The sequence below is a fragment of the Streptomyces sp. CNP082 genome, assembly GCF_059570535.1.
Map to the genome: position 1 here is coordinate 1 of NZ_JCANSZ010000004.1, position 21,707 is coordinate 21,707.

22 protein-coding genes and 1 pseudogene are annotated in these 21,707 nt (G+C 72.7%); 16 read left to right on the forward strand and 7 right to left on the reverse strand.

Features of this window, described 5'->3' with window-relative positions; translation table 11 throughout:
• Positions 1-388: 388 nt before the first annotated feature.
• Positions 389-2,227, forward strand: coding sequence for an ABC transporter ATP-binding protein (locus B124_RS04350; protein ID WP_496501291.1), 1,839 nt, complete (start codon positions 389-391; stop codon positions 2,225-2,227).
• Positions 2,228-2,316: 89 nt separating this feature from the next.
• Entirely contained in the window at positions 2,317-2,913 is a 597-nt protein-coding gene (locus B124_RS04355; RefSeq protein WP_496501292.1) for a Uma2 family endonuclease, read from the forward strand.
• Here the strand turns inward: B124_RS04355 and B124_RS04360 are convergent.
• Positions 2,901-3,836 carry an alpha/beta hydrolase family protein gene (locus tag B124_RS04360; RefSeq protein ID WP_496501293.1) on the reverse strand — a complete coding sequence of 312 codons (936 nt, stop codon included), beginning with the start codon at positions 3,834-3,836 and terminating at the stop codon, positions 2,901-2,903. The genes B124_RS04355 and B124_RS04360 overlap by 13 nt on opposite strands.
• Positions 3,837-3,925: 89 nt before the next feature.
• Between B124_RS04360 and B124_RS04365 the strand changes: the two genes are divergently transcribed.
• The 3 genes from B124_RS04365 (at position 3,926) to B124_RS04375 (ending at position 5,899) form a co-directional block, all read left to right on the forward strand.
• Complete coding sequence (locus B124_RS04365) at positions 3,926-4,072, forward strand: hypothetical protein (RefSeq protein ID WP_496501294.1); 147 nt, start codon at positions 3,926-3,928, stop codon at positions 4,070-4,072.
• Positions 4,069-4,809: a response regulator transcription factor gene (locus tag B124_RS04370; protein ID WP_496501295.1), complete on the forward strand. Its 741-nt coding sequence runs from the start codon at positions 4,069-4,071 to the stop codon at positions 4,807-4,809. The genes B124_RS04365 and B124_RS04370 overlap by 4 nt, the downstream gene beginning before the upstream one ends.
• Before the next feature lie 73 nt (positions 4,810-4,882).
• A complete protein-coding gene (locus B124_RS04375) occupies positions 4,883-5,899 on the forward strand; it encodes a LacI family DNA-binding transcriptional regulator (protein WP_496501296.1) in 1,017 nt (338 codons plus the stop codon).
• A gap of 143 nt (positions 5,900-6,042) precedes the next feature.
• Here B124_RS04375 and B124_RS04380 read toward each other — a convergent pair.
• Positions 6,043-6,408 (reverse strand): annotated as a pseudogene (locus B124_RS04380) (ATP-binding protein); the annotation flags it as partial.
• Here B124_RS04380 and B124_RS04385 point away from each other — a divergent pair.
• Both B124_RS04385 and B124_RS04390 read left to right on the forward strand, forming a co-directional pair.
• Positions 6,330-6,770, forward strand: a complete 441-nt coding sequence (locus tag B124_RS04385; RefSeq protein ID WP_496501546.1) for a DUF5753 domain-containing protein — start codon at positions 6,330-6,332, stop codon at positions 6,768-6,770. The pseudogene B124_RS04380 and the gene B124_RS04385 overlap by 79 nt on opposite strands.
• Before the next feature lie 18 nt (positions 6,771-6,788).
• A complete protein-coding gene (locus B124_RS04390) occupies positions 6,789-6,998 on the forward strand; it encodes a DUF397 domain-containing protein (RefSeq protein ID WP_496501297.1) in 210 nt (69 codons plus the stop codon).
• 436 nt (positions 6,999-7,434) lie between these two features.
• Here B124_RS04390 and B124_RS04395 read toward each other — a convergent pair whose 3' ends face one another.
• A complete protein-coding gene (locus B124_RS04395; protein ID WP_496501298.1) occupies positions 7,435-8,001 on the reverse strand; it encodes a Uma2 family endonuclease in 567 nt (188 codons plus the stop codon).
• Positions 8,002-8,286: 285 nt separating this feature from the next.
• Here B124_RS04395 and B124_RS04400 point away from each other — a divergent pair, with 285 nt between their 5' ends.
• From B124_RS04400 to B124_RS04415, 4 genes are all read left to right on the forward strand, one after another.
• Positions 8,287-9,312, forward strand: coding sequence for a S1C family serine protease (locus B124_RS04400; protein ID WP_496501299.1), 1,026 nt, complete (start codon positions 8,287-8,289; stop codon positions 9,310-9,312).
• A 4-nt stretch (positions 9,313-9,316) separates the two neighbouring features.
• On the forward strand, positions 9,317-10,054 hold the full coding sequence (locus tag B124_RS04405) for a response regulator transcription factor (protein ID WP_496501300.1): 738 nt from the start codon (positions 9,317-9,319) through the stop codon (positions 10,052-10,054).
• Positions 10,051-11,550, forward strand: a complete 1,500-nt coding sequence (locus B124_RS04410; RefSeq protein ID WP_496501301.1) for a sensor histidine kinase — start codon at positions 10,051-10,053, stop codon at positions 11,548-11,550. The genes B124_RS04405 and B124_RS04410 overlap by 4 nt, the downstream gene beginning before the upstream one ends.
• A gap of 189 nt (positions 11,551-11,739) precedes the next feature.
• On the forward strand, positions 11,740-12,159 hold the full coding sequence (locus B124_RS04415) for an SSI family serine proteinase inhibitor (RefSeq protein ID WP_496501302.1): 420 nt from the start codon (positions 11,740-11,742) through the stop codon (positions 12,157-12,159).
• A 69-nt stretch (positions 12,160-12,228) separates the two neighbouring features.
• Here B124_RS04415 and B124_RS04420 read toward each other — a convergent pair whose 3' ends face one another.
• Positions 12,229-13,035 carry an SAM-dependent methyltransferase gene (locus tag B124_RS04420; protein ID WP_496501303.1) on the reverse strand — a complete coding sequence of 269 codons (807 nt, stop codon included), beginning with the start codon at positions 13,033-13,035 and terminating at the stop codon, positions 12,229-12,231.
• Positions 13,036-13,173: 138 nt separating this feature from the next.
• Positions 13,174-15,030 carry a bifunctional metallophosphatase/5'-nucleotidase gene (locus B124_RS04425; RefSeq protein ID WP_496501304.1) on the reverse strand — a complete coding sequence of 619 codons (1,857 nt, stop codon included), beginning with the start codon at positions 15,028-15,030 and terminating at the stop codon, positions 13,174-13,176.
• A 129-nt stretch (positions 15,031-15,159) separates the two neighbouring features.
• Here B124_RS04425 and mshD point away from each other — a divergent pair, with 129 nt between their 5' ends.
• From mshD to B124_RS04445, 4 genes are all read left to right on the forward strand, one after another.
• Entirely contained in the window at positions 15,160-16,104 is a 945-nt protein-coding gene (mshD, locus tag B124_RS04430) for a mycothiol synthase (protein ID WP_496501305.1), read from the forward strand.
• A gap of 262 nt (positions 16,105-16,366) precedes the next feature.
• Positions 16,367-18,628, forward strand: coding sequence for an RNA degradosome polyphosphate kinase (locus tag B124_RS04435; RefSeq protein ID WP_496501306.1), 2,262 nt, complete (start codon positions 16,367-16,369; stop codon positions 18,626-18,628).
• Positions 18,629-18,635: 7 nt separating this feature from the next.
• Entirely contained in the window at positions 18,636-19,667 is a 1,032-nt protein-coding gene (locus B124_RS04440; protein ID WP_496501307.1) for a hypothetical protein, read from the forward strand.
• Positions 19,664-20,098 (forward strand): NUDIX hydrolase, encoded by a 435-nt coding sequence (locus B124_RS04445; protein ID WP_496501308.1) that lies wholly within the window; start codon positions 19,664-19,666, stop codon positions 20,096-20,098. Before B124_RS04440 ends, B124_RS04445 begins: the two co-directional genes overlap by 4 nt.
• A 16-nt stretch (positions 20,099-20,114) precedes the next feature.
• Here B124_RS04445 and B124_RS04450 read toward each other — a convergent pair whose 3' ends face one another.
• Entirely contained in the window at positions 20,115-20,531 is a 417-nt protein-coding gene (locus B124_RS04450) for a VOC family protein (protein ID WP_496501309.1), read from the reverse strand.
• Between the two features lie 82 nt (positions 20,532-20,613).
• Between B124_RS04450 and B124_RS04455 the strand changes: the two genes are divergently transcribed.
• A complete protein-coding gene (locus B124_RS04455; protein ID WP_496501310.1) occupies positions 20,614-21,237 on the forward strand; it encodes a TetR/AcrR family transcriptional regulator in 624 nt (207 codons plus the stop codon).
• On the opposite strand, the gene B124_RS04460 is transcribed toward B124_RS04455, so the two are convergent.
• Positions 21,203-21,697, reverse strand: a complete 495-nt coding sequence (locus tag B124_RS04460) for a type III secretion system chaperone family protein (protein WP_496501547.1) — start codon at positions 21,695-21,697, stop codon at positions 21,203-21,205. The two genes, B124_RS04455 and B124_RS04460, sit on opposite strands and share 35 nt — an antisense overlap.
• Positions 21,698-21,707 lie beyond the last annotated feature (10 nt).

A 21,707-nucleotide genomic window follows, 5' to 3' on the forward strand; every position in this document is an offset into this window, starting at 1 on the left:
GTGCTGGCAGACTCCATGTCAGCCTCTCCGCTGCTAGACCCAGTGGGGAGGCACCCTCGTATCGGTGCCGGAGCGTGTCTGCCAGTCCGCTCACTGTTCGGCGCTCGACGGCGCTCAGCCCTGTCGACGGTCTCCACGCCCCGGGCAACCGCCGGATCCCGCAGAACTCATGCCGGACGTCATCAACGCGTCGAGCGAGCAGGGCGGTAACCCGGCGGCACCTCGGGTGCATCAGCAGTCACACGACCACCGACACAAGGATGGTGCACCAGTGAGCGCGCCGCCGAAGGAACCGGCGGAGGAACAGGGGAAGAAACCGTCCGGGGAACCAGGGCCGGGCGCGGGGAAGCAGCCGCCAGGCCCGCGCCCCGCCGCCGGTGGCGGCCCCATGCGCATGTTCAGCGGCCCGCCCGTCGAGCGCTCGATGGACTTCCGCGGCTCCGCCGTCCGCCTGCTGCGCACCCTGCGCCCCGACCGCACCCTGATCCGCGCCATCCTCGCCCTCGGCGCCGCCAGCGTCGCGCTCACCGTCGCGGGCCCGAAGCTCCTCGGCCACGCCACCGACCTCGTCGTCGCCGGCGTCTACGGCGGCCAGGTCGACACCGGCTCCGCCCGCCCCACCGACGGCATCGACTTCGACGCCGTCGGCGTGACGCTGCTGTGGGCGGCCCTCGTGTACGCCGCCGCGTGGGGCCTCGGACTCGCGCAGGCGCGGCTGACGGCCGTCGTCGTCCAGCGGGCGGTCTTCCGGCTGCGCGAGGAGGTGGAGGGCAAGCTGTCGCGGCTGCCGCTGTCGTACTTCGACCGCAATCAGCGCGGCGAGATCCTCTCCCGTACGACCAACGACATCGACAACGTCGGGCAGTCGCTTCAGCAGACCATGAGCCAGATCGTGACGTCGCTGCTGACGATCGCCGGGGTGCTGGCGATGATGTTCTGGATCTCGCCGCTGCTGGCGCTGGTCGCGCTGGTGACGGTGCCGCTGTCGATCACGGTCGCGACCCGGGTCGGCAAGCGGGCGCAGCCGCAGTTCGTGGCGCAGTGGGCGTCCACGGGCAAGCTGAACGCGCACATCGAGGAGATGTACACCGGCCACTCCCTGGTCCAGGTCTTCGGCCGCCGCGACGAGGCGGCCGAGACCTTCCGCGAGGAGAACGACGAACTGTTCCGGGCCGGCTACCGGGCGCAGTTCATCTCCGGGCTGATCCAGCCGGCGATGATGTGCATAGGCAACCTCAACTACGTGCTGGTCGCCGTCATCGGCGGCCTGCGGGTCGCCTCCGGCGCGCTGTCGATCGGCGACGTGCAGGCGTTCGTGCAGTACTCGCGGCAGTTCAGCCAGCCGCTGGGGCAGATCGCGTCGATGGCCAACCTGGTGCAGTCCGGCGTCGCCTCGGCGGAGCGGGTCTTCGAACTGCTGGACGCCGACGAGCAGGAGCCGGACGCCGAACAGCCGGCCCGCCCGGCGGCGCCGGTGCGGGGCGAGGTGGCGTTCGAGGGGGTCTCGTTCTCGTACGACCCGGAGAAGCCGCTGATCGAGGACCTGTCGCTGACGGTGCGCCCGGGCCAGACGGTGGCGATCGTCGGCCCGACGGGGGCGGGGAAGACGACGCTGGTGAACCTGCTGATGCGGTTCTACGAGGTGGCCGGCGGCCGGATCCTGCTCGACGGCGTGAACGTGGCCGAGATGAGCCGCGAGGAGCTGCGCGCGCAGATCGGGATGGTGCTGCAGGACACCTGGCTGTTCGGCGGCACGATCGCGGAGAACATCGCGTACGGCGCCCCGGCGGGCACCCCGCAGGACAAGATCGTCGCCGCCGCGAAGGCCACCCACGTCGACCGCTTCGTACGCACCCTCCCGGACGGCTACGACACGGTGATCAACGAGGAGGGCACGGGCGTCTCGGCGGGCGAGAAACAGCTCGTCACCATCGCCCGCGCGTTCCTCGCGGAACCGGCGATCCTGGTGCTGGACGAGGCGACGAGCTCAGTGGACACCCGCACGGAGGTCCTGATCCAGCACGCGATGGCGGAACTCCGCACGGGCCGCACGAGCTTCGTGATCGCCCACCGCCTGTCGACGATCCGCGACGCGGACGTGATCCTGGTGATGGAGGCGGGCAGCATCGTGGAGCAGGGGACGCACGAGGAACTGCTGGCGGCGGAGGGCGCGTACGCGAGGCTGTACCAGGCGCAGTTCGCGGAGCCGGTAGCAGAAACGATCTAGGTCACCCGAGCGGGTGGACTCCGTCCCGGACCGATGATCGGCCCGGCGCGGGCGGGCGAGACTGGCCGCGACCCGGAAGGGGGTGCACCATGACCGTTATGGCAGAGCGCACGTCGCAGGCGACGGTCGAGGAGTTCGAGGAGATCGCCAGTCACGCCTACAAGGTGTCGGGCAAGGCGGTCAGGTTGGAGTACATCGCTCGGGAGATCAGGGAAAAGCCTGTGGCCGACGGAGATCACGACACGATCATCATGTGGCTGTTGCGTCGCTGCATGCAGAGCAGGCCGGAGCTTGGGCTCTTCGCCGAAAAGCGACTCAAGGTAGAGGCGTACCGGGAAGGGCGCGCCTGGGTGGACGGCGTGCTGGCTCCGTGGGAGCACTTCGCCGGCCAGGGTGAATGGGCGGAGCCCGACGGCGTGCTGATGACCGTCGAAGTCACCTCCTTCGACTCCGACACCGACCGTCGTGACCGACGCGAGAAGCCGTCCGCCTACGCGGCCGTGGGCATCCCGGTCCACCTGCTGGTCGACCGGTCCTCGTGCACCGTGACCGTCTTCACTCACCCTGATACGGACCGTGCCTGCTACTGGGACTCACACACAGCCCCCTTCGGCGAGCCTGTCGTCATCCCTGACCCGGTGAACATCGAACTCGACACCGAACAGCTCAAGAACTACGTCCGCTGACCCTCCGCCCCGACCGCCTCCGCCGCCCACGTTCCGATCCGTCCCAGCAGCTCGTCGCTCGCCGCGTTCTCCGCGTGGCCGAAGTCCTCCTCCAGCCACAGCTTCGCCGCGCCCGGCCCGGCCGCCGCGGCGAGGGCGTGGGGGTGGTCCAGGGGGAAGTAGGCGTCCCGGGTGCCGTGGACGATGAGGAGCGGGGCCGGGGCGATCAGGGGGACCGCGGCGGTGGGGGAGAGGGGTTCGGGGTTCCAGCGGCGGTCGTGGATGCGGGTCTTCAGGGCGAGGCGGGAGACGGCGCGGCCCGTACGGCGCTCCACTATCCAGTGCAGCCGCCGCATCGGCGCCGTACCGCGGTAGTACCAGCGGGCCGGGGAGCTGACGGACACCACGGCGTCCGCGTACGCCCCCTTCGCCGTACCGCCCCCGGCCGGGCTTGAGCCGGCGTCCGCGTACGCCCCCGCGCGCTCCTCGCGCCCCCGCGCGAACCCCCGCGCCTCCGCGCGATACAGCGCGCCGTGGCGCAGCACCACCGATCCGCCCATCGAGAACCCCACCGTCGCCACCCGCCCGTGCCCCAGCGACCGCGCCCACGCCACCGCCGCCGCCAGGTCCAGCACCTCCCGGTCCCCGACCGTCGACCGCCCGCCGGAGCCCCCATGGCCCCGGAACGAGAACGTCACCACCCCAGCACGCTGCGCGAACACCGCCGCCGCCCGCCGGATCGCCGGCCGCTCCAGCGCGCCCGTGAAGCCGTGCGCCACCACGACCGCCGGGGCCCCCGGCCCCGGCCCCGGGACGTACGCTGCCTCGATCGGCACCCCGTCCGCGGCCCGCAGCAACGCCGTGTGCGAACCCGGCGGGCCGGGCAGGGAAGAACCGGGGGCAGCGTCTCGCCGACCGGACGAAGCCGCGGAGGTGGAGCTCATGTGGGCTATTCTGACGTGTGAAGGACCCGGGCAAGGTTGCCCCCGGGTCCTTTCGTGCTTTCATGCCACCTGCTGAGGAGGCCGACCACATGGGCAAACGCAGAGGCAGCGCCAAGACCCTGACAACCGCGACCGCGACCGCGAACGTGGCCGCGACCGCGAACGTGACCGTGATCACCACGATCCCCGTCCCCGCTCCCGCCGCCACCGCCGCGCACCGGGAGGTGCGCCCGTGAGCTCGCTGCTGCTTCTGACCAACGCCCTGCAGCCCTCCGCGGAGGTGCTTCCCGCGCTCGGCCTCCTGCTCCACAACGTCCGGGTGGCCCCCGCCGAGGGCCCCGCCCTGATCGACACCCCCGGCGCCGACGTCATCCTCATCGACGGCCGCCGCGACCTGCCGCAGGTACGCAGCCTCTGCCAGCTCCTGCGCTCCACCGGCCCCGGCTGCCCGCTGATCCTCGTCGTGACCGAGGGCGGGCTCGCCGCCGTCACCGCCGAGTGGGGTGTGGACGACGTACTGCTGGACACCGCGGGTCCGGCCGAGGTGGAGGCGCGGCTGCGGCTGGCGCTGGGCCGCCAGCAGCTTCCCGCGGACGAGAGCCCCACCGAGATCCGCAACGGCGACCTGACGGTGGACGAGGCCACGTACAGCGCGAAGCTGAAGGGCCGGGTGCTGGACCTGACCTTCAAGGAGTTCGAGCTGCTGAAGTACCTCGCGCAGCACCCGGGGCGGGTGTTCACCCGGGCCCAGTTGCTGCAGGAGGTCTGGGGCTACGACTACTTCGGCGGCACCCGCACCGTGGACGTCCACGTACGGCGGCTGCGGGCGAAGCTCGGGCCGGAGCACGAGTCGCTGATCGGCACCGTACGGAACGTGGGTTACCGCTTCGTGGTGCCGGAGAAGGCCGAGAAGAAGACCGACAAGCAGGAGCAGAAGGGCGCGGCGCAGGAGGCGCGCCGCTCGCGCGCATAGCGCGTTCTGCACCTGTGGCCAGGGCATCACAAGGCGGGGTAGTGCGGGCAGTCATCACGCGTAGACTTGCGCCGTGGCCAAGGTGACGCGGGACGACGTGGCACGACTGGCGGGGACCTCGACCGCGGTCGTGAGCTACGTCATCAACAACGGACCCCGGCCGGTCGCCCCGGCCACCCGGGAGCGGGTGCTCGCGGCGATAAAGGAGCTGGGCTACCGCCCGGACCGCGTGGCGCAGGCCATGGCCTCGCGGCGTACGGACCTCATCGGCATGATCGTGCCGGACGCGCGGCAGCCGTTCTTCGGCGAGATGGCGCACGCGGTGGAGCAGGCGGCGTCCGAGCGCGGCAAGATGGTCCTCGTCGGCAACTCCGACTATCTCGACGACCGCGAGGTCCACTATCTGCGGGCCTTTCTCGGCATGCGCGTCTCCGGCCTGATCCTCGTCAGCCAGGGCCCGAGCCCGGCCGCGGCGGCGGAGATCGACGCGTGGGACGCCCGGGTGGTGCTCATGCACGAGCGCCGGGACCAGCCGGAGGACCTGGTCGTCGTCACGGACGACGTCGGCGGCGCCCGGCAGGCGACGACCCACCTGCTGGAGCACGGCCACGCGTACGTGGCCTGCCTGGGCGGCGTCGAGACCACCCCGACCACCGGCGACCCGGTCACCGACCACGTGGAGGGCTGGCGCCTCGCGATGCGCGCGGCAGGCCGCTCGACGGAGGGCCGCCTCTTCCAGTCCCCGTACAACCGCTACGACGCCTACCAGGTCGGCCTCAAGCTCCTCGCCGGCCCGGACCGCCCCCCGGCCATCTTCTGCGCCACCGACGACCAGGCCATCGGCATCCTCCGCGCGGCCCGCGAACTGCGCATCGACGTCCCGGGCGAACTGGCGGTGGCCGGCTTCGACAACGTCAAGGAGGCGGGCCTGACGGACCCGCCCCTGACGACGGTCGCCTCGGACCGCCCGGCGATGGCCCGCGCGGCGGTCGACCTGGTCCTGGACGAAACCCCCCTGGCCACCCGCCGCGAACGCCTGAAGCAGTTCCCGTCGAACCTGGTCACCCGCCGCTCCTGCGGCTGCCCGTAGGGGGCCCGGGGCGTCAACCCCGGTCCGGCGGCAGCCGGAGCTGCACCCACACGCACTTCCCGATGCCGTTCGTCCGCCAAGAGGTACCCCCCGTCATCGGCAAGCGCGTCCACGAGCGCCAGCCCGCGCCCGCTCTCGTCGTCCTCGCCCGCGATGCGGGGGTGGGGCCAGTCGTCGTTGGCATCCGCGACTTCCAGTCGTAGTGCCCCCGCCCGCAGGGCGAACCGGGTGCCGATTTCTCGCCCGGGGGGCACCTTGCCGTGCCGCACGGCGTTGGTGACCAGTTCGGAGAGCAGCAGCACGGCCGTATCGGCCACGTCCTGATCCACGCCCCACAGCCCCAACTGGGCTCTCAGAGCGGTCCGGGCACGGCCCACGCTTCTGGCGTGCCGCGGACTACGCCCGGGCGCTTGTGGAGGGCAGCAACGCGATGCTCGGCCGGGAGCGCGTGGACGAGTTGGTCGGCATCCGCATGGAACGGCAGAGGGTGCTGGAGGGTGACGATCCACCGCGGGTGTGTGTGATCCAGGGGGAGGCCGCGCTGCTGACGTGCGTCGGCGGTACGAAGGTGATGCGCGCACAGCTCGACCGGCTGCTGGCGGTGGGGGAGCATCCGAGTGTGGAGCTGCAGGTTGTCCCGCACCGCGCGGGCGCGCATGCTGGGCTCATGGGGGCTTTCGTGCTGTTCAGCTTCCCCACGCCCGCCTATTCCGACGTTGTGTGCGTGGAGCACAAGACAGGCACGCTCTACCTGGAGACCGCGGAAGAGATCGATACGTATACGCTCACGTTCGACTCGCTGCGGTCCACGGCTCTGGCTCCGGCCGAGAGCCGTGATCTGATCGCCCGTTTGAGAACGACGTTTGACTAGTACCCGGAGGGGGACGGTATGCAGTCACCGGAGTACGGCAGCGTTGCGTGGCGCAGGTCCAGCTATAGCGGTGAGTCCGGCAACTGCGTGGAGGTCGCGGCCGTAAGCCCGGACGGCCGCGCCGTCCGGGACAGCAAGGACCCCGCGGGCGGTGTGCTCGCTGTCAGCGCTGTCGCGTGGGCCGACTTCGTCGCGGCCGTCAAGCGCGGGGAGTTCCCGCGGACGTAGCTGCTGCCGGCGGCGGTCTGTGCGACCGCACCGGGTCGGCCCGGTCGTCGAGGCGGCGGCTGGGCCGATGCGTGGAAGGGGTGCGAGCGCGCCTAAGTGCGCAAAAGTCGGGCTGCGTGGGTGATTTGTGTGAGTTTGGCTTGGTGGTTACCCGGAGTTTGTCCCCGTTGTGTCCATTCGGGGGCTGCGGGGTGGTCGCCCGCGCGGTTTCGGCCCTGTGGGTGCGCGCGGCGGGGCGGTAGCCGGCCTTCGGGCTCCGTATGGTGCCGGATTCCCCGCGTATAGCTGCGAGTCGCGGCGGCTTCGTCGTCACTGGGCCTGGCCGGGGCATGGAGCCGGGGTGGGCCTCGCTTCGGGGCTGGTGGTTCTGGATCGGCGCCGCCCTCGTCGTCGGCACTCCCGCCCAGGGACGGGAGGCCGCGGCGGCGACACAGGTTCAGCGGATCTTCTTGAAGTCCGTGCGTACCGTCACCGGAACCCCGGCGAGGGCAAAAGCGATCTTCTCGCCGAAGCTGTAAGGGATGGCCGAAGTGTACTCGTCGCCCTTCGGCGCCTGGTACAGCACGGACTCGCCGGCCAGTACATCCACGATCAGATACGTCGGGATTCCGCGGGCCGCGTACTGGTTGAGCTTTCGGCCGTAGTCCTGCCCCACCGCCGAGCGGGATACGCTCTCGGCCACAAAGTGCACATGCTTCTGGTCGACGAATGCGTCCCCGGGACCCAGCGCGCCGGCGTCCACAACCAGCACATCCGGCTCGGGCGTGTAGCCGTCGAGTTCCGGCAGCACACCCTTGTCACGCGTGACGTGCAGGGCCGGCTCTCCGCCCAACTGGTCCGCCAGCTGGGAGCGGATCGAATCGTCCGCCTCGCTGTGCGCCTCCGTCACCGGCGACATGTACAAGCGCCCCTGGTCAAAGAGCAGCTTGACCGACTTGGGCAGCTTCATCGAGCGCCGGGCCTGGCGCAGCCACTGCGCGTACTGCGGGTACATCGTGCTCATTGTGCCTCCCTGCCCATCGCGCGCTACCGCCATCGTACGGGCCGGGCCGATCCCTGCCTGTCGGCCGCACACACGTGATCAAGAGTGCCCGCGAACCTTCTCGGCGGCGGCGACCCACCTACAGCACAGTTCCCCACTTCCGTCCGGAAGGTGTCCGGCGTGATCGTTCCACGCGTGTCCGCCGCGGGCCGCCGCCCGCGGCTTTATATCGGGCAAACGCGGTTTTACTCCGCTTCTTACATCCGTCTCAGACGGCTCTCAGAATCCCCGGGGATCGTCGAAGACATGACGGAGCAGACATACCGCACCAGCACCCAGCCCGCCTTCGCAGCCGGTCGTGACGGGGTCGTGCCCGCCACCCCGGCCGAGACCGGCCACGACCCCCAGGCCGCGTACGGCGGCCACGGCGGCTACGCCGGGTTCGGTGGCCCGCCGCCCGACGGCGGGCCACCGCGGCGCAGGCGGGCGAAGGGGCCGCTCGGGCTGCTTGCCGCCGCCGCGCTCGTTGCGGCCGTGGTCGGGGGTGGCAGCGCCGCGCTCGTCGGGGAGCTGACCGATTCGTCCGGTACGGGGAGCAGTGCCGTCGGCGCCGCCAGCGGGACCCAGGTCTCCGCCGGGAACAGCGGGTCCGTCGCCGGGGTCGCCGCCGCCGTCGGGCCCAGTGTCGTGGAGATCCAGTCCTCCTCGACCGCCGGGGAGGCGACCGGTTCCGGGGTGGTCATCAGCGAGAGCGGCGAGATCCTGACCAACAACCACGTCGTCTCCGGCGCCCAGCAGGTCGAGGTCACCTTCAGCGACGGGTCCACCGCCACCGCCGAGGTCGTCGGCACGGACGCCGACCTCGACATGGCCCTCATCAAGGTGGAGGGCAAGACCGGCCTCAAGCCCGCCACGCTCGGCCACTCCGACTCCCTCAAGGTCGGCGACGAGGTCGTCGCCATCGGCTCCCCCGAGGGCCTGAGCGGCAGCGTCACCAGCGGCATCGTCTCCGCGCTCGACCGCGACGTGACCGTCGAGAAGGAACAGCAGCAGCCGCAGGGCGGCGAGCAGTGGCCGTTCGGCTTCGGCGGCGGCCAGTACAACGGGCGGCTCGGGTCGCAGACGACCACGTACCAGGCCATCCAGACCGACGCCTCGCTCAACCCCGGCAACTCCGGCGGCGCGCTCGTCGACATGAACGGCCGGATCGTCGGCATCAACTCGGCGATGTACGCGCCGCAGGACGGCTCCTCCGCGGGCAGCGTCGGGCTCGGCTTCGCCATCCCCATCAACGATGTGAAGCACATCCTCGACGACCTCAGGAACAATTGAGGCCGTGACCGAGCAGCAGCAGCGCATCCTGATCGTCGACGACGAGCCGGCCGTACGCGAGGCGCTGGAGCGCAGCCTCGCCTACGAGGGCTACGGGACCGAACTCGCCGTGGACGGCCTCGACGCCCTCGACAAGGCCGTCTCGTACCGCCCCGACCTCGTCGTCCTCGACGTGCTCATGCCACGCATGGACGGCCTGACCGCCGCCCGCCGGCTGCGGGCCGCCGGCGACCGGGTGCCCATCCTCATGCTCACCGCCCGCGACACCGTCGGCGACCGCGTGACGGGGCTCGACGCGGGCGCCGACGACTACCTCGTCAAGCCGTTCGAGCTGGACGAGCTGTTCGCCCGGATCCGCGCGCTGCTGCGCCGCCGCGCGTACGCCGAGGGCGGTGAGCGGGCCGAGGCCGCCGAGACGCTGGAGTTCGGCGATCTGCGGATGGACCTCACCGCCCGCGAGGTCACCCGCGGCGGCCGGCCGGTGGAGCTGACCCGCACCGAGTTCACGCTGCTGGAGCTCTTCCTCAGCCATCCGCGGCAGGTGCTCACGCGCGAGCAGATCCTCAAGGCCGTCTGGGGCTTCGACTTCGAGCCCAGCTCCAACTCCCTCGACGTCTACGTCATGTACCTGCGCCGCAAAACGGAAGCCGGCGGCGCCCCGCGGCTGGTGCACACGGTGCGCGGCGTCGGCTACGTGCTGCGCGCCCCCGAGGGGGAGAGCCGGGCGGGCGGCGGCAGGTGACCTCCCGTCTCGGCCGACTTCCGCTGCGTTCGCGGCTGGCCCTGCTCACGGCCGCCGCGGTGGCGGTGGCGGTGGCGGTGGCCGCGTTCGCCTGCTGGCTGATCACCCGCGACCAGCTCATGAACCAGCTGGACCACTCGCTCCAGCAGGCCGAGGTGCCGAGAACAACCCTGCCCGACGTGTTTCGCACCGTCGGCTGCGTGGACGCGCGCCCCGCGGGCCCCCCGGAGAGCCTCGACCTGAACACGGACCGGATGACCGTGCAACTCGTACTCGCGGACGGCACGGCCTGCTGGCTGCAGGGTGAGCGGACGATCGCGGTCACCGAGACGGACCGGGCGATCGCCGCGCAGTCCGGCCAGCAGCGCACCGACCTCCTGCACGACGTGGAGTCGGACGGCACCGAATGGCGGGTGCGTACGATCAACGGCCCCACGGTGAACGGCCAGCCGACCGCCATCTCCCTGGCCCGCCCGCTCAGCGAGGTCACCGACCCCCTCGGCACCCTCGCCCTCGTCCTTGCCCTCGTCGCCGGCGGCGGCGTCCTGGGCGCCGGGGCGATCGGGCTCGTGGTCGCCCGCGCCGGCCTGCGCCCCGTGGAGCGGCTGACGCACACCGTCGAGCACATCGCCCGTACCGAGGACCTCGCCGTCGAGATCCCCGTCGACGGCGACGACGAGATCGCCCGGCTGTCCCGCTCGTTCAACGCCATGACCGCCGCCCTCGCCACCTCCCAGGAGCGGCAGCAGCAGCTCATCGCCGACGCAGGGCACGAGCTGCGCACGCCGCTGACCTCGTTGCGTACGAACATCGAGCTGCTCGCCCGCAGCGAGGAGTCCGGCCGCGAGCTGCCGCCGCGGCAGCGCAGGGAACTGCTGGATTCCGTCACCGCACAGATGACCGAGCTGGCCGCGCTCATCGGCGACCTCCAGGAGCTGTCGCGCCCGGACGCGGCGCCGGACAAGGCGCAGCTTGAGGTCGTCGCGCTCGATGAGATCGCCGAGCGGGCGGTGCGGCGGGTGCGGCTGCGGGCGCCGGAGGTGCGGATCGCGGCGGAGCTTGCGCCCTGGTTCGTACGGGCCGAACCCGCGGCGCTGGAGCGGGCCGTGGTCAACCTGCTGGACAACGCGGCGAAGTTCTCGCCCGCCGGCGGCGAGGTCGAACTCCGGCTCGGCGGCGACGGGCTGCTGCGGGTGCGCGACCACGGTCCCGGCATCCCGGAGGCGGAGCTGCCGCACGTCTTCGAGCGGTTCTGGCGTTCGCCGTCGGCCCGCAGCCGGCCGGGCAGCGGGCTCGGGCTGTCCATCGTGGCCCGTACGGTCCAGCAGGCCGGCGGCACCGTGGAGCTGCGCCGGGCGGCCGGCGGCGGGACGGAGGCGCTGCTGCGGCTGCCGGGGGCGCCGGAGCCGCCGCCGGGGTCCTTAGCGGCGATCCGGGGGCGGCGGGCGGAGCAGCGGGCGGAGCAGCGGTCGGAGGGGTGGACGGCAGGCGGGTGACGGGGGCGGGGCGCCGTTCGGCGTAGGCCGCGGGAGGCGCGGAACCGGTATCAGCACCCGTACGGGGTACGCCGGCGCATTCGAAGGACATGCCTCCTTCGGGTGACGGTGCCGCGCGTCGCTGACCAACTGGGGTATCTCTGACGTTCCAGACCCCGTACCCCACCCCTCGCCGAGGAGAAACCCCCCATGACCGTCCGGCCCTTCGCCGCCGTCCTGGCCACCGCCACCGCCGCCGTGCTGCTCCCGCTCACCGCCGCCACCGCCGCCGCCGAGCGCCCGCTGCCCGAGCCGTTCGACGCCACGCACCTGCAGTTGACGACGAAGTACGTCAGCGACCGCGCCAAGGGCGGCCTCGCCGTCCTCAACTGCGACCCGGCCGGCGGCACGCACCCCGCCGCGGAGTCGGCCTGCACGGACCTGACGGAGGTCGACGGGCGGTTCGAGGACCTGACGGAGAAGCAAGGCGCGTGCACGATGCAGTACGAGCCCGTCGAGCTGCGAGCCACCGGCACCTGGCGCGGCAAGCCCGTCGACTACGTCTCCGAGGTCTTCCCCAACGCCTGCATGGCGGACCTCGCGACCGGCGGGAACGTCTTCAACTTCTAACCCGCCCCGCCCGGCCCCGCCTGCCCCGCCGCCGCTCAGAGCGCGGCGGGGCACCGGCGTCCCGGCGCGCTACGGCTTGCGCCCCACCGCGCCGTACGCGTCGATCGGCTCGACCGACCCCACCCTCGCGGCGGCCGGCCGCCAGTGCGTGATCGGCACCATGCCGGGCTCGGTCAGCTCCAGCCCCTCGAAGCACCTGCCCAGCTCCTCCGGGCTGCGCAGGTGGTACGGGACGCCGCCGGCCTCGATGAGCTTCTCGCCGCCCTCGACGACGGCCTCGCCGGTGTCGGTGCCGTCCCACAGCACCAGGTGGCTGCCCGACGGCACGGCCGCCATGATCCGGCCCACGATGCGGCGCAGCTCGGCCGGATCCGGCTCGTAGCCCAGCACGCCCATGAACATCACCGCCACCGGCTCGCCGAAGTCCAGGGTGTCCGCCGCGCCGGCGAGGATCTGCTCCGGGTCGTGGTAGTCGGCATGGACGTAGGAGGTGGCGCCTTCGGAGGTGGTGCTGCCCAGCAGGGCGCGGGCGTGCGTGAGCACCAGCGGGTCGTTGTCGACGTACACGATGCGGGACGCGGGGGCGATCTGCTGGGCCACCTCGTGGGTGTTCTGCATCGTGGGCAGGCCGGTGCCGACGTCCAGGAACTGCCGTACGCCCGCCTCCCGCGCCAGGTGGGACACGACGCGGATGAGGAACTGGCGGGACTGCCGGGCCATGGTGACGATGTCCGGGTAGACCTGCGCCACGGCGTCGCCGGCGTCCCGGTCGGACTGGTAGTTGTCCTTGCCGCCCATCCAGTAGTTCCAGATCCGCGCCGCGTGCGGCACGCTGGCGTCGACCGCCGGGGTCGCCGCGTCCTCGTTGCTGTTCATCTCGTACCTCCGTGGAAGCCGCCGCCCGCCGGCGGGGAGGACGCGCGGGGTGACCATCACAGCAGACGGGGGTGAGCGGCGCAGCCGGTTCCGGCCGCTGGCCGCTCACCCCCTGCCGATCTCCTGCTGCCGGGTCTCCTACTGCCCCACCACCGTGATCCGGTCGGCTGCCGGCGGCGCCAGCGGCTCGTCCGCGGTGGAGTTCGCCGTCAGATAGCTCTCCAGCGCCGCCAGGTCGTCCCCGCCGACCAGCGGTTCTGTGCCCTCGGCGAGGGTCGGGAAGCCGTCGCCGCCGCCGGCGAGGAAGGAGTTGACGGCGACGCGGTACGTGGCCGCCGGGTCCAGCGGCTGCCCGTCGAGCCGGACGGAGTCGGCGACGACGCGGTCGGCGCCGGACTTGGTCAGGTCCAGGGTGTAGGTCAGGCCCGCGGACGGCTGGAGGACCTTCGGCGACTCCTCGTTGACGCCGCTGACCTGCTCGCGGAGCACCTGGAGCAGTTGCTCGCCGGTCAGGCTCGTCAGGTTCACGGTGTTCGAGAACGGCTGGACGGTGAAGCCCTCCCCGTACGTGACGACGCCGTCGCCCTCGTCGCCGGAGGCCGCGTACGTGAGGTCCGCGCGGATCCCGCCGGGGTTCATCAGCGCCACCTGCGCGCCCTCGTCGAGCGTCCGGGCGTGGGCGAGCTGTGCGTCGGCGACGAGGTCGCCGAGCGGGGACTCGGTGCCCTCGCGCGGGATGTCACCGGAGACGTAGCCGACGGGCTTGGCCGCGATCGGCGCGGCGAGCGTGTTCCACTCCTCGATCAGCGCGGTCATGTCCGGCGCCTTGGGCTGCTCGCGGTCGACCACGTGGTTCTCGGCGTGCGGCACCTCGGTCGCGGTGCGGACGATGTCGCCGCTGCGGCGGTCGTACGTCAGCGTGGTGTCGGTGTAGAGCCGGCCGAAGGACGACGCGGAGGTGACGCTGCGCGGCTTGCCCTCGGGGTCGGGGATGGTGCAGGCGTACGGCTGGTGGGTGTGGCCGGTGACGAAGGCGTCGACGTCGGCCGACGTGCCCCGGGCGATCTCCGCGACCGGGCCGGAGATGCCGGCGCCGGGGGCGGGGCTGTCGCAGTCGTAGTTGTACGCGCCGCCCGCCGACTCCGCGGGGAAGCCGCCCTCGTGCACGAGCGCGACGATGGACTCCACGCCCTGCCGCCGCAGTTCCTCCGCGTACGTGTCGAGCGTCTCGATCTCGTCGTGGAACTCCAGGCCCTTGACGCCCTCGGCGGAGACGATGTCGGGGGTGGCCTCCAGCGTCACGCCGATGAAGCCGATCTTCACGTCCTGCTGCTCCCAGACGAACACGGGGTCGAGGACCGGCTCGCCGGTCTGCTCGTCGGTGACGTTGGCGGCGAGGTAGGGGAAGTCGGCGCCCGCGAAGGTGCGGCCCTCGGTGTAGCAGCCGTCCTCGGGGTGGCAGCCGCCGTCCGTCAGGCGCTGCAACTCGGCGCGGCCCTCGTCGAACTCGTGGTTGCCGACGCCCGCGACGTTGAGGCCGAGGCCGTTCATGGCCTCGACGGTGGGCTCGTCGTGGAAGAGGCCGGAGATCAGCGGGCTGGCGCCGACGAGGTCGCCGGCGGCGGCGGTCACGGAGTAGCGGTGGCCCGCGCGGGCGTCGCGCAGGGAGGAGGCGAGGTATGCGACGCCGCCGGCGGCGATGTCCTCCGTCGAGCCGTCAGGCCGGAGTTCGGTGATCACCCCCGAGGAGCCCTGCGGGGGTTCGAGGTTGCCGTGGAAGTCGTTGAAGGACAGCAGTTGGACGTCGACCGTACGGCCGCGGCCCGGGCGCTGCGCGCTGTCCCCGCCGTCCGCGGAGTCCGCGCCCGCCGGCTGCGCCGCGGCGAAGAGGCCCCCGGCCACCACCAGCGCCGCTGCCGCCGCCGCGGCCCTGCGCCTGGCCGGTGCCGTACGAACCCTGCCTGCCCGCTGCTGTGTTGTTCGAGACCTCTCCATGAACGCCCCCTCGGCGCGACGCGGAAACACCGCTCGGCAGCATAGGGTCGACGCGCGTAGCGCGTCTGCAACGGCGACTGAACGAATCCCGAAGCTTGTCGGACGTCCCGCTGGCCTTAGGCTTTCTCCATGACGGAGTCCGGTACGACCGACACGGGAAAGCCGCGCGGCAGGCGCATCGAGGTGCTCGACGAGCTCACGCCGTCGCAGTCCCACGCCGTGCTCGGCATCATCGACGCCGCCGCCGAGGCCGACGGCCGGCAGGCCGTCTCCGAGCAGGGCCGGCTCACCCTGCGCAGAGGCCGCCGCGAGGGCGTCCGGCACGTCCTGCTGTACGACGGCACGGAACCCGCCGGCTACGCGCAACTGGAGGAGACCGACCCCGTCGAGCCGCCCGCCGCCGAGCTGGTCGTCCACCCCGCGTACCGCCGCCGCGGCCACGGCCGGGCGCTGGGCCGCGCGCTGCTGACCGAGTCGGGCCAGCGGATGCGGCTGTGGGCGCACGGCGGCCACCCCGCGGCCCGGCACCTGGCGCAACTGCTGGGCCTCACCCTCTTCCGCGAGCTGCGTCAGATGCGTATGCCGCTGGACGGGTTCGCGGCGGACACCGCGCCCGGGCCGCGGCTGCCGGCGGGGGTCACGGTGCGTACGTTCCGCCCCGGCGAGGACGACGCGGAGTGGCTGGCCGTCAACGCCGCCGCCTTCGCCCACCACCCCGAGCAGGGCTCCCTCACGCAGGCCGACCTGGACGACCGCAAGGCGGAGCCCTGGTTCGACCCGCGCGGCTTCTTCCTCGCCGAGCGCGCCGGGAAGATCGTCGGCTTCCACTGGACGAAGGTGCACAGCGCGGAGCAACTGGGCGAGGTGTACGTCCTGGGCGTGCACCCCGACGCGCAGGGCGGCGGCCTGGGCAAGGCGCTGACGACGATCGGGCTGCGCTACCTGGCGTACGACCGCAGCATGCCGACGGCGATGCTGTACGTGGACGCCGACAACGCCCCGGCGGTCGCCGTCTACGAGGGCATGGGCTTCCGCACCCACGAAACGGACCTGATGTACCGCACGGAGGGCTAGCCACCCGGCCCCCACACCGCTCCGGGACGGCACTCGGAGCCCCGAGGGCCGGGGCCGGGGGCCGGCGGCCTCCCTGCGCGGATCTCCCGGACCCCCGGGTGCAGGCAGTCTCTTCCAGGCCCGGCGGAGCCCGGACGGAACCGAGGGTTGGCCGGGTCGTTACCCTCGGTTCAACCTCGGTTGCGAGCATCGGTGGATGCAGCGCTCCGCCGCGAACCTCTCCGCCGTGCCGAGGCGGCCTCGGACACGGGAGAATAGGGGCATGGACGACAGCTCGCCCCTCGTCACCCCCGCCCAGCCCGCGCAGCCGGCCCAGCCGTCGGTGGGCTCGATCGCCGCGCGCCGCCCGCACCCCGTGGCCCCCGCCATGCAGCGCGGGGTCCAGCAGATCGACCCGGACATCGACGCCGACGCCGACGACTACGCCGAGCGGGAGGCGGACGAGGAACTGCCGCAGGGCCGCTTCCTGGACCGGGAGCGGAGCTGGCTGGCGTTCAACGAACGGGTGCTGGGGCTGGCCGAGGACCCGGCCACCCCGCTGCTGGAGCGCGCGAACTTCCTGGCGATCTTCGCCAGCAACCTGGACGAGTTCTTCATGGTGCGCGTCGCCGGCCTCAAGCGCCGTATCGCCACCGGCGTCGCCACCCGCTCCGCCTCCGGGCTGCAGCCCCGCGAGGTGCTGGACCTGATCTGGAACCGCTCGCGCGAGCTGATGGCGCGGCACGCCGCCTGCTTCCAGCAGGACGTGCAGCCGGCGCTGGCCGACGAGGGCATCCACCTCATCCGCTGGGCCGACCTGGGCGAGAAGGAGCAGGCCCGGCTCTTCACCCTCTTCCGGCAGCAGATCTACCCGGTGCTCACGCCGCTGGCCGTCGACCCGGCGCACCCGTTCCCGTACATATCGGGGCTGTCCCTGAACCTCGCGGTCGTCGTCCGCAACCCCGTCAGCGGCCACCGCCACTTCGCCCGCGTCAAGGTGCCGCCGCTGCTGCCGCGGTTCCTGGAGACCGCCACGGTCGGCGGCGCGCAGCGGTTCGTACCGCTGGAGGACGTCATCGCCGCGCACCTCGAAGACCTCTTCCCGGGCATGGAGGTCCTCGCCCACCACACCTTCCGGGTGACGCGCAACGAGGACCTGGAGGTCGAGGAGGACGACGCGGAGAACCTGCTGAAGGCGCTGGAGAAGGAGCTGATGCGGCGCCGCTTCGGGCCGCCGGTGCGGCTTGAGGTGGAGGAGTCCATCGACCCGTACGTGCTGGACCTGCTGGTGCGCGAGCTGAAGATCTCCGAGGCCGAGGTCTACCCGCTGCCAGGACCGCTCGACCTCACCGGGCTCTTCGGCATCGCCACGCAGGACCGGCCGGAGCTGAAGTACCCGAAGTTCGTCGCCGGTACGCACCGCGACCTCGCCGAGGTCGAGTCGGCGTCCGCGCCCGACATCTTCGCGGCGCTGCGCGAGCGCGACGTGCTGCTGCACCACCCGTACGACTCCTTCTCCACCTCCGTACAGGCGTTCCTGGAGCAGGCCGCGGCCGACCCGGACGTGCTGGCCATCAAGCAGACGCTGTACCGCACCTCCGGTGACTCGCCGATCGTCGACGCCCTCATCGACGCGGCGGAGAGCGGCAAGCAGGTGCTGGTGCTGGTGGAGCTGAAGGCGCGCTTCGACGAGCAGGCGAACATCAAGTGGGCGCGGAAGCTGGAGGAGGCGGGCTGCCATGTCGTGTACGGGCTCGTCGGGCTGAAGACGCACTGCAAGCTGTCGCTCGTCGTCCGGCAGGAGGGCGAGATCCTGCGCCGCTACAGCCACGTCGGCACCGGCAACTACCACCCGAAGACCGCCCGGCTGTACGAGGACCTCGGCCTGCTGACCGCCGACCCGCAGGTCGGCGCGGACCTCTCCGACCTGTTCAACCGGCTCTCGGGCTACTCGCGCCGGGAGAACTACCGCCGGCTGCTGGTCGCGCCGACGTCGGTGCGCGAGGGGCTGGTCCACCGCATCCACCGCGAGATCACGCACCACCGGGCCGGGCAGCTCGCGTACGTCCGTATCAAGGTCAACTCGATCGTGGACGAAGCCGTCATCGACGCCTGCTACCGGGCCTCGATGGCGGGCGTGCCGGTCGACATCTGGGTGCGCGGCATCTGCGCGGTGCGGCCGGGGGTGGCGGGCCTCTCGGAGAACATCCGGGTACGCAGCGTCCTGGGCCGGTTCCTGGAGCACTCCCGGATCTTCGCCTTCGGCAACGGGGGCGAGCCGGAGGTGTGGATCGGCAGCGCGGACATGATGCACCGCAACCTCGACCGCCGCATCGAGGCGCTGGTCCGGGTCGCGGACCCGGCGCACCGGGAGGCGCTGAACCGGCTGCTGGAGACGGGGATGTCCGACGCGGTGGACTCCTGGCACCTGGACTCCAACGGCGACTGGACCCGCAACGCGGTGGACGACGCGGGGAACCCGCTGGCGAACGTGCAGGAAATGCTCATCGACGCCCGGAGGCGCCGGCGTGGCATCGCGGCATGAGGCATCCGTGGCGGCCACGGCGGGCGCGCCGGGCGGCGCGCTCGCCGCGGGCGAGGTGCTGACCGGGTACCTGAGCACGCAGGCCACGGAGTTGCTGCGCGGCCTGCGGGATCTGCCGGCCCAGGCCGCGGGCGCCGAGGCGGTGGCCGGGGCGGGGGCGGCGGCCGTCGCGGGGGCGGTCCACGACGCGGCGCTGCGCATCGCGGACACGCTGGGGAGCTTCCGCCCGTTACTGGACGGACAGTGGGCGGAGCGGACGGCGGGGGAGCTGCACTGGCTGGGCGCCACGGTGCTGCGCGAGTACCTGTGCGCGGCGCGGCGGGACCGGCTGGTGACGGCGCTGCGAAGGCTGTCGGGGGAGGACGCGGACGAGCGCGCCGGCGTGGTCTCCGCCATCGCGCCCGCCGCCGCGCCCGGGGCCGCGCGGGCGGCGGCGCTGCTGGAGCGGCGGCTCGGGCTGGCGCGGAGCCGGGCGCACTCCGAGGCGCTGGACGCGCTGACGTCCGCGCGGTACCACGCCCTCGCCGACGCCGTCGCCCTGCTCGTGTCCGACGCGCCGCTGACCGGCGCCGCCCGGCGGCCCGCCGCCGCGCTGCCCGCACACCACGCCGAGCTGCGCCGCACGCTGGCCGCCGCCGTCGCCGCCCTGCCGCTGGCCCGCGCCGGCCGCCCGTACAACGCCGCCGCCCTGGCCCGCGGCCTCGCCGCCGCCGACGACCGCGACGACGCCCCCTGGCGGCACGTCCACGCCCTCGTCCGCCGCGCCCGGCACGCCGCGGAGGTCCTGGCGGCGTGCCCGCCCGGCACCGTCCCCGTATCCCCGCCGGGGCCGCCGCTGCCCGCCGCGGGCGCCGCGCTCGACCGCGACCGGGAGGCCGTGGAAGCCGCCGCCGCTGCCGCCTCCGCCGCCGCGACCCCGCGGATCGCCCCCGCCACCGCCTACGCCCTCGGCGTACTCCACGCCGACCAGCGCCACGAGGCGGAAGCCGCGCGCTTCACCTTCGGCAGGCTCTGGCAGACGAGAGGAGAGCGCGAGTGACCGACCACCCGGCGGACCTGATCCGCGCCGCCGGCTGCGTGCTGTGGCGGCCCGCGCCGCACGCCGCCGGCGGGCTGGAGATCGCCCTGGTCCACCGCCCCGAGTACGACGACTGGTCCCACCCCAAGGGCAAGCTCAAGCCCGGCGAGGACTCCCTGGCCGCCGCCCGCCGCGAGGTCGCCGAGGAGACCGGCATGGCCTGCGAGCCCGGCGCCCCGCTGCCCACGACCCACTACCGGGTGGCGGACGGCCGGCCCAAGGAGGTCCGCTACTGGGCCGCCCGGGCGGCTGCCGGCGCGTTCGTCCCGAACCACGAGGTGGACCGCGTCGTCTGGCTGCCGCCCGCCGCGGCCCGCCGCAGGCTGACCCACGGCCGCGACCGTACCCTTGTCGACGCGCTGCTGGCCGCCCTGCCCTCCGAGGCGGCCTGAGGGACCGCGCCGCCGCCTACGGCGTCGCGTACTGCTCGGCGAACTCGCCCGTCGGCGCGATCGGCGTGATCACGTCGAGGAGGATCCCGTTCGGGTCCGCGATGATGAAGTGCCGCTGTCCGAAGTCCTCGCTGCGCAGCTCCAGCTCGGGCCGCAGCCCTTCGCGTACGACGAGCCGTTGCCACTCGGCGTCGACGTCCGCGACCTCGAAGTTGAGCAGCAGGCCCCGGGTGGGCACGCGGTGGCTCTCGGGGACCGTCGGGTGCGCGGGGTCGAGCAGGGCCAGTTCGTACGGCGGGTCGCCGGGCCTGCGCAGGCTCACGTACCAGTCGGCTTCGAAGGTCACCTCGAAGCCGATCAGCCGGACGTAGAAGTCCCGGGATTCGGCGAGACGGTTCGTGCCGATCACAGGATAGAAGCTGGTCAGATGCATGGTCGACCCCTTCGCGTACCATCGGTATGTCAAGAACCGTAGTTCGCATACCATCGGTACGTCAAATGAAGGTGAGGTGGCCATGACCGCGCGCGGCGGAGTCAGGGCGGAGCAGCGGGAGCAGACCAGGCGGGCGCTGCTGCGCGAGAGCAGGCGGCTGTTCGCGAGCCGCGGCTACGGGGCCGTGGGGCTGGCCGAGATCGTGCGCGCGTCCGGCGTGACGAAGGGCGCGCTGTACCACCACTTCGACGGGAAGGCGGACCTCTTCCGCGCCGTGCTGGCGGAGGTGCAGCAGGACGTCGGCCGGCGCGTCGCGGAGGCCGCCGGGCGGCACCCGGACCCGTGGGGGCAACTGACCGCCGGCTGCCGCGAGTTCCTCACCGCGAGCACGGACCCCGAGCTGCAGCGGATCATGCTCGTCGACGGGCCCGCGGTGCTGGGGTGGAGCGAGTGGCGGGCGATGGACGAGGCGGCATCGGCGCGGCATCTGACGGAGGCGCTGACGGAGCTGGTGGCGGCGGGGGTCGTGGCGCGGCAGCCGGTGGCGCCGCTGGCGCACCTGCTGTCGGGCGCGATGAACGAGGCGGCGCTGTGGCTGGCCGCCGACGCCGGCCCTGACGATCTCGCCGGCACGTGGGCGGCGCTGGAGCGGATGCTGGACGCGCTCCGTACTACTCCGGCTGCTCCGGGCGGGTCAGGTGCGTGAACGCCTCCAGGTTGCGCGTCGACTCCCCGCGCGCCGTACGCCACGCGTACTCCTTGCGGATCGCCGTCGCGAAGCCCAGCTCCAGCAGCCTGTTGAAGCTGCCGTCCGCCGTCTCCAGCACCGTGCCCAGCACCCGGTCCAGCTCCGCCGGCGTCACCGCCGCCAGCGGCAGCCGGCCGACGAGGTAGATGTCGCCGAGCCGGTCCACGGCGAAGCTCACCCCGTACAGCCGGGTGTTGCGCTCCAGCAGCCAGCGGTGGACCCCGGCCTCGTTCTCGTCGGGGTGGCGGATCACGAACGCGTTGACCGACAGGGAGTGCCGGCCGACGATGAGCTGGCAGGTGGTCGACAGCTTCCGCGTGCCGGGCAGGGAGACGACGTACGTGCCCGCCGCGGGCGACTCGTAGTCGATCCCCGACTCCCGGAGGGTGCCCTCGACGACCTTCGCCGCCGCACTCATGGTCGGGTCC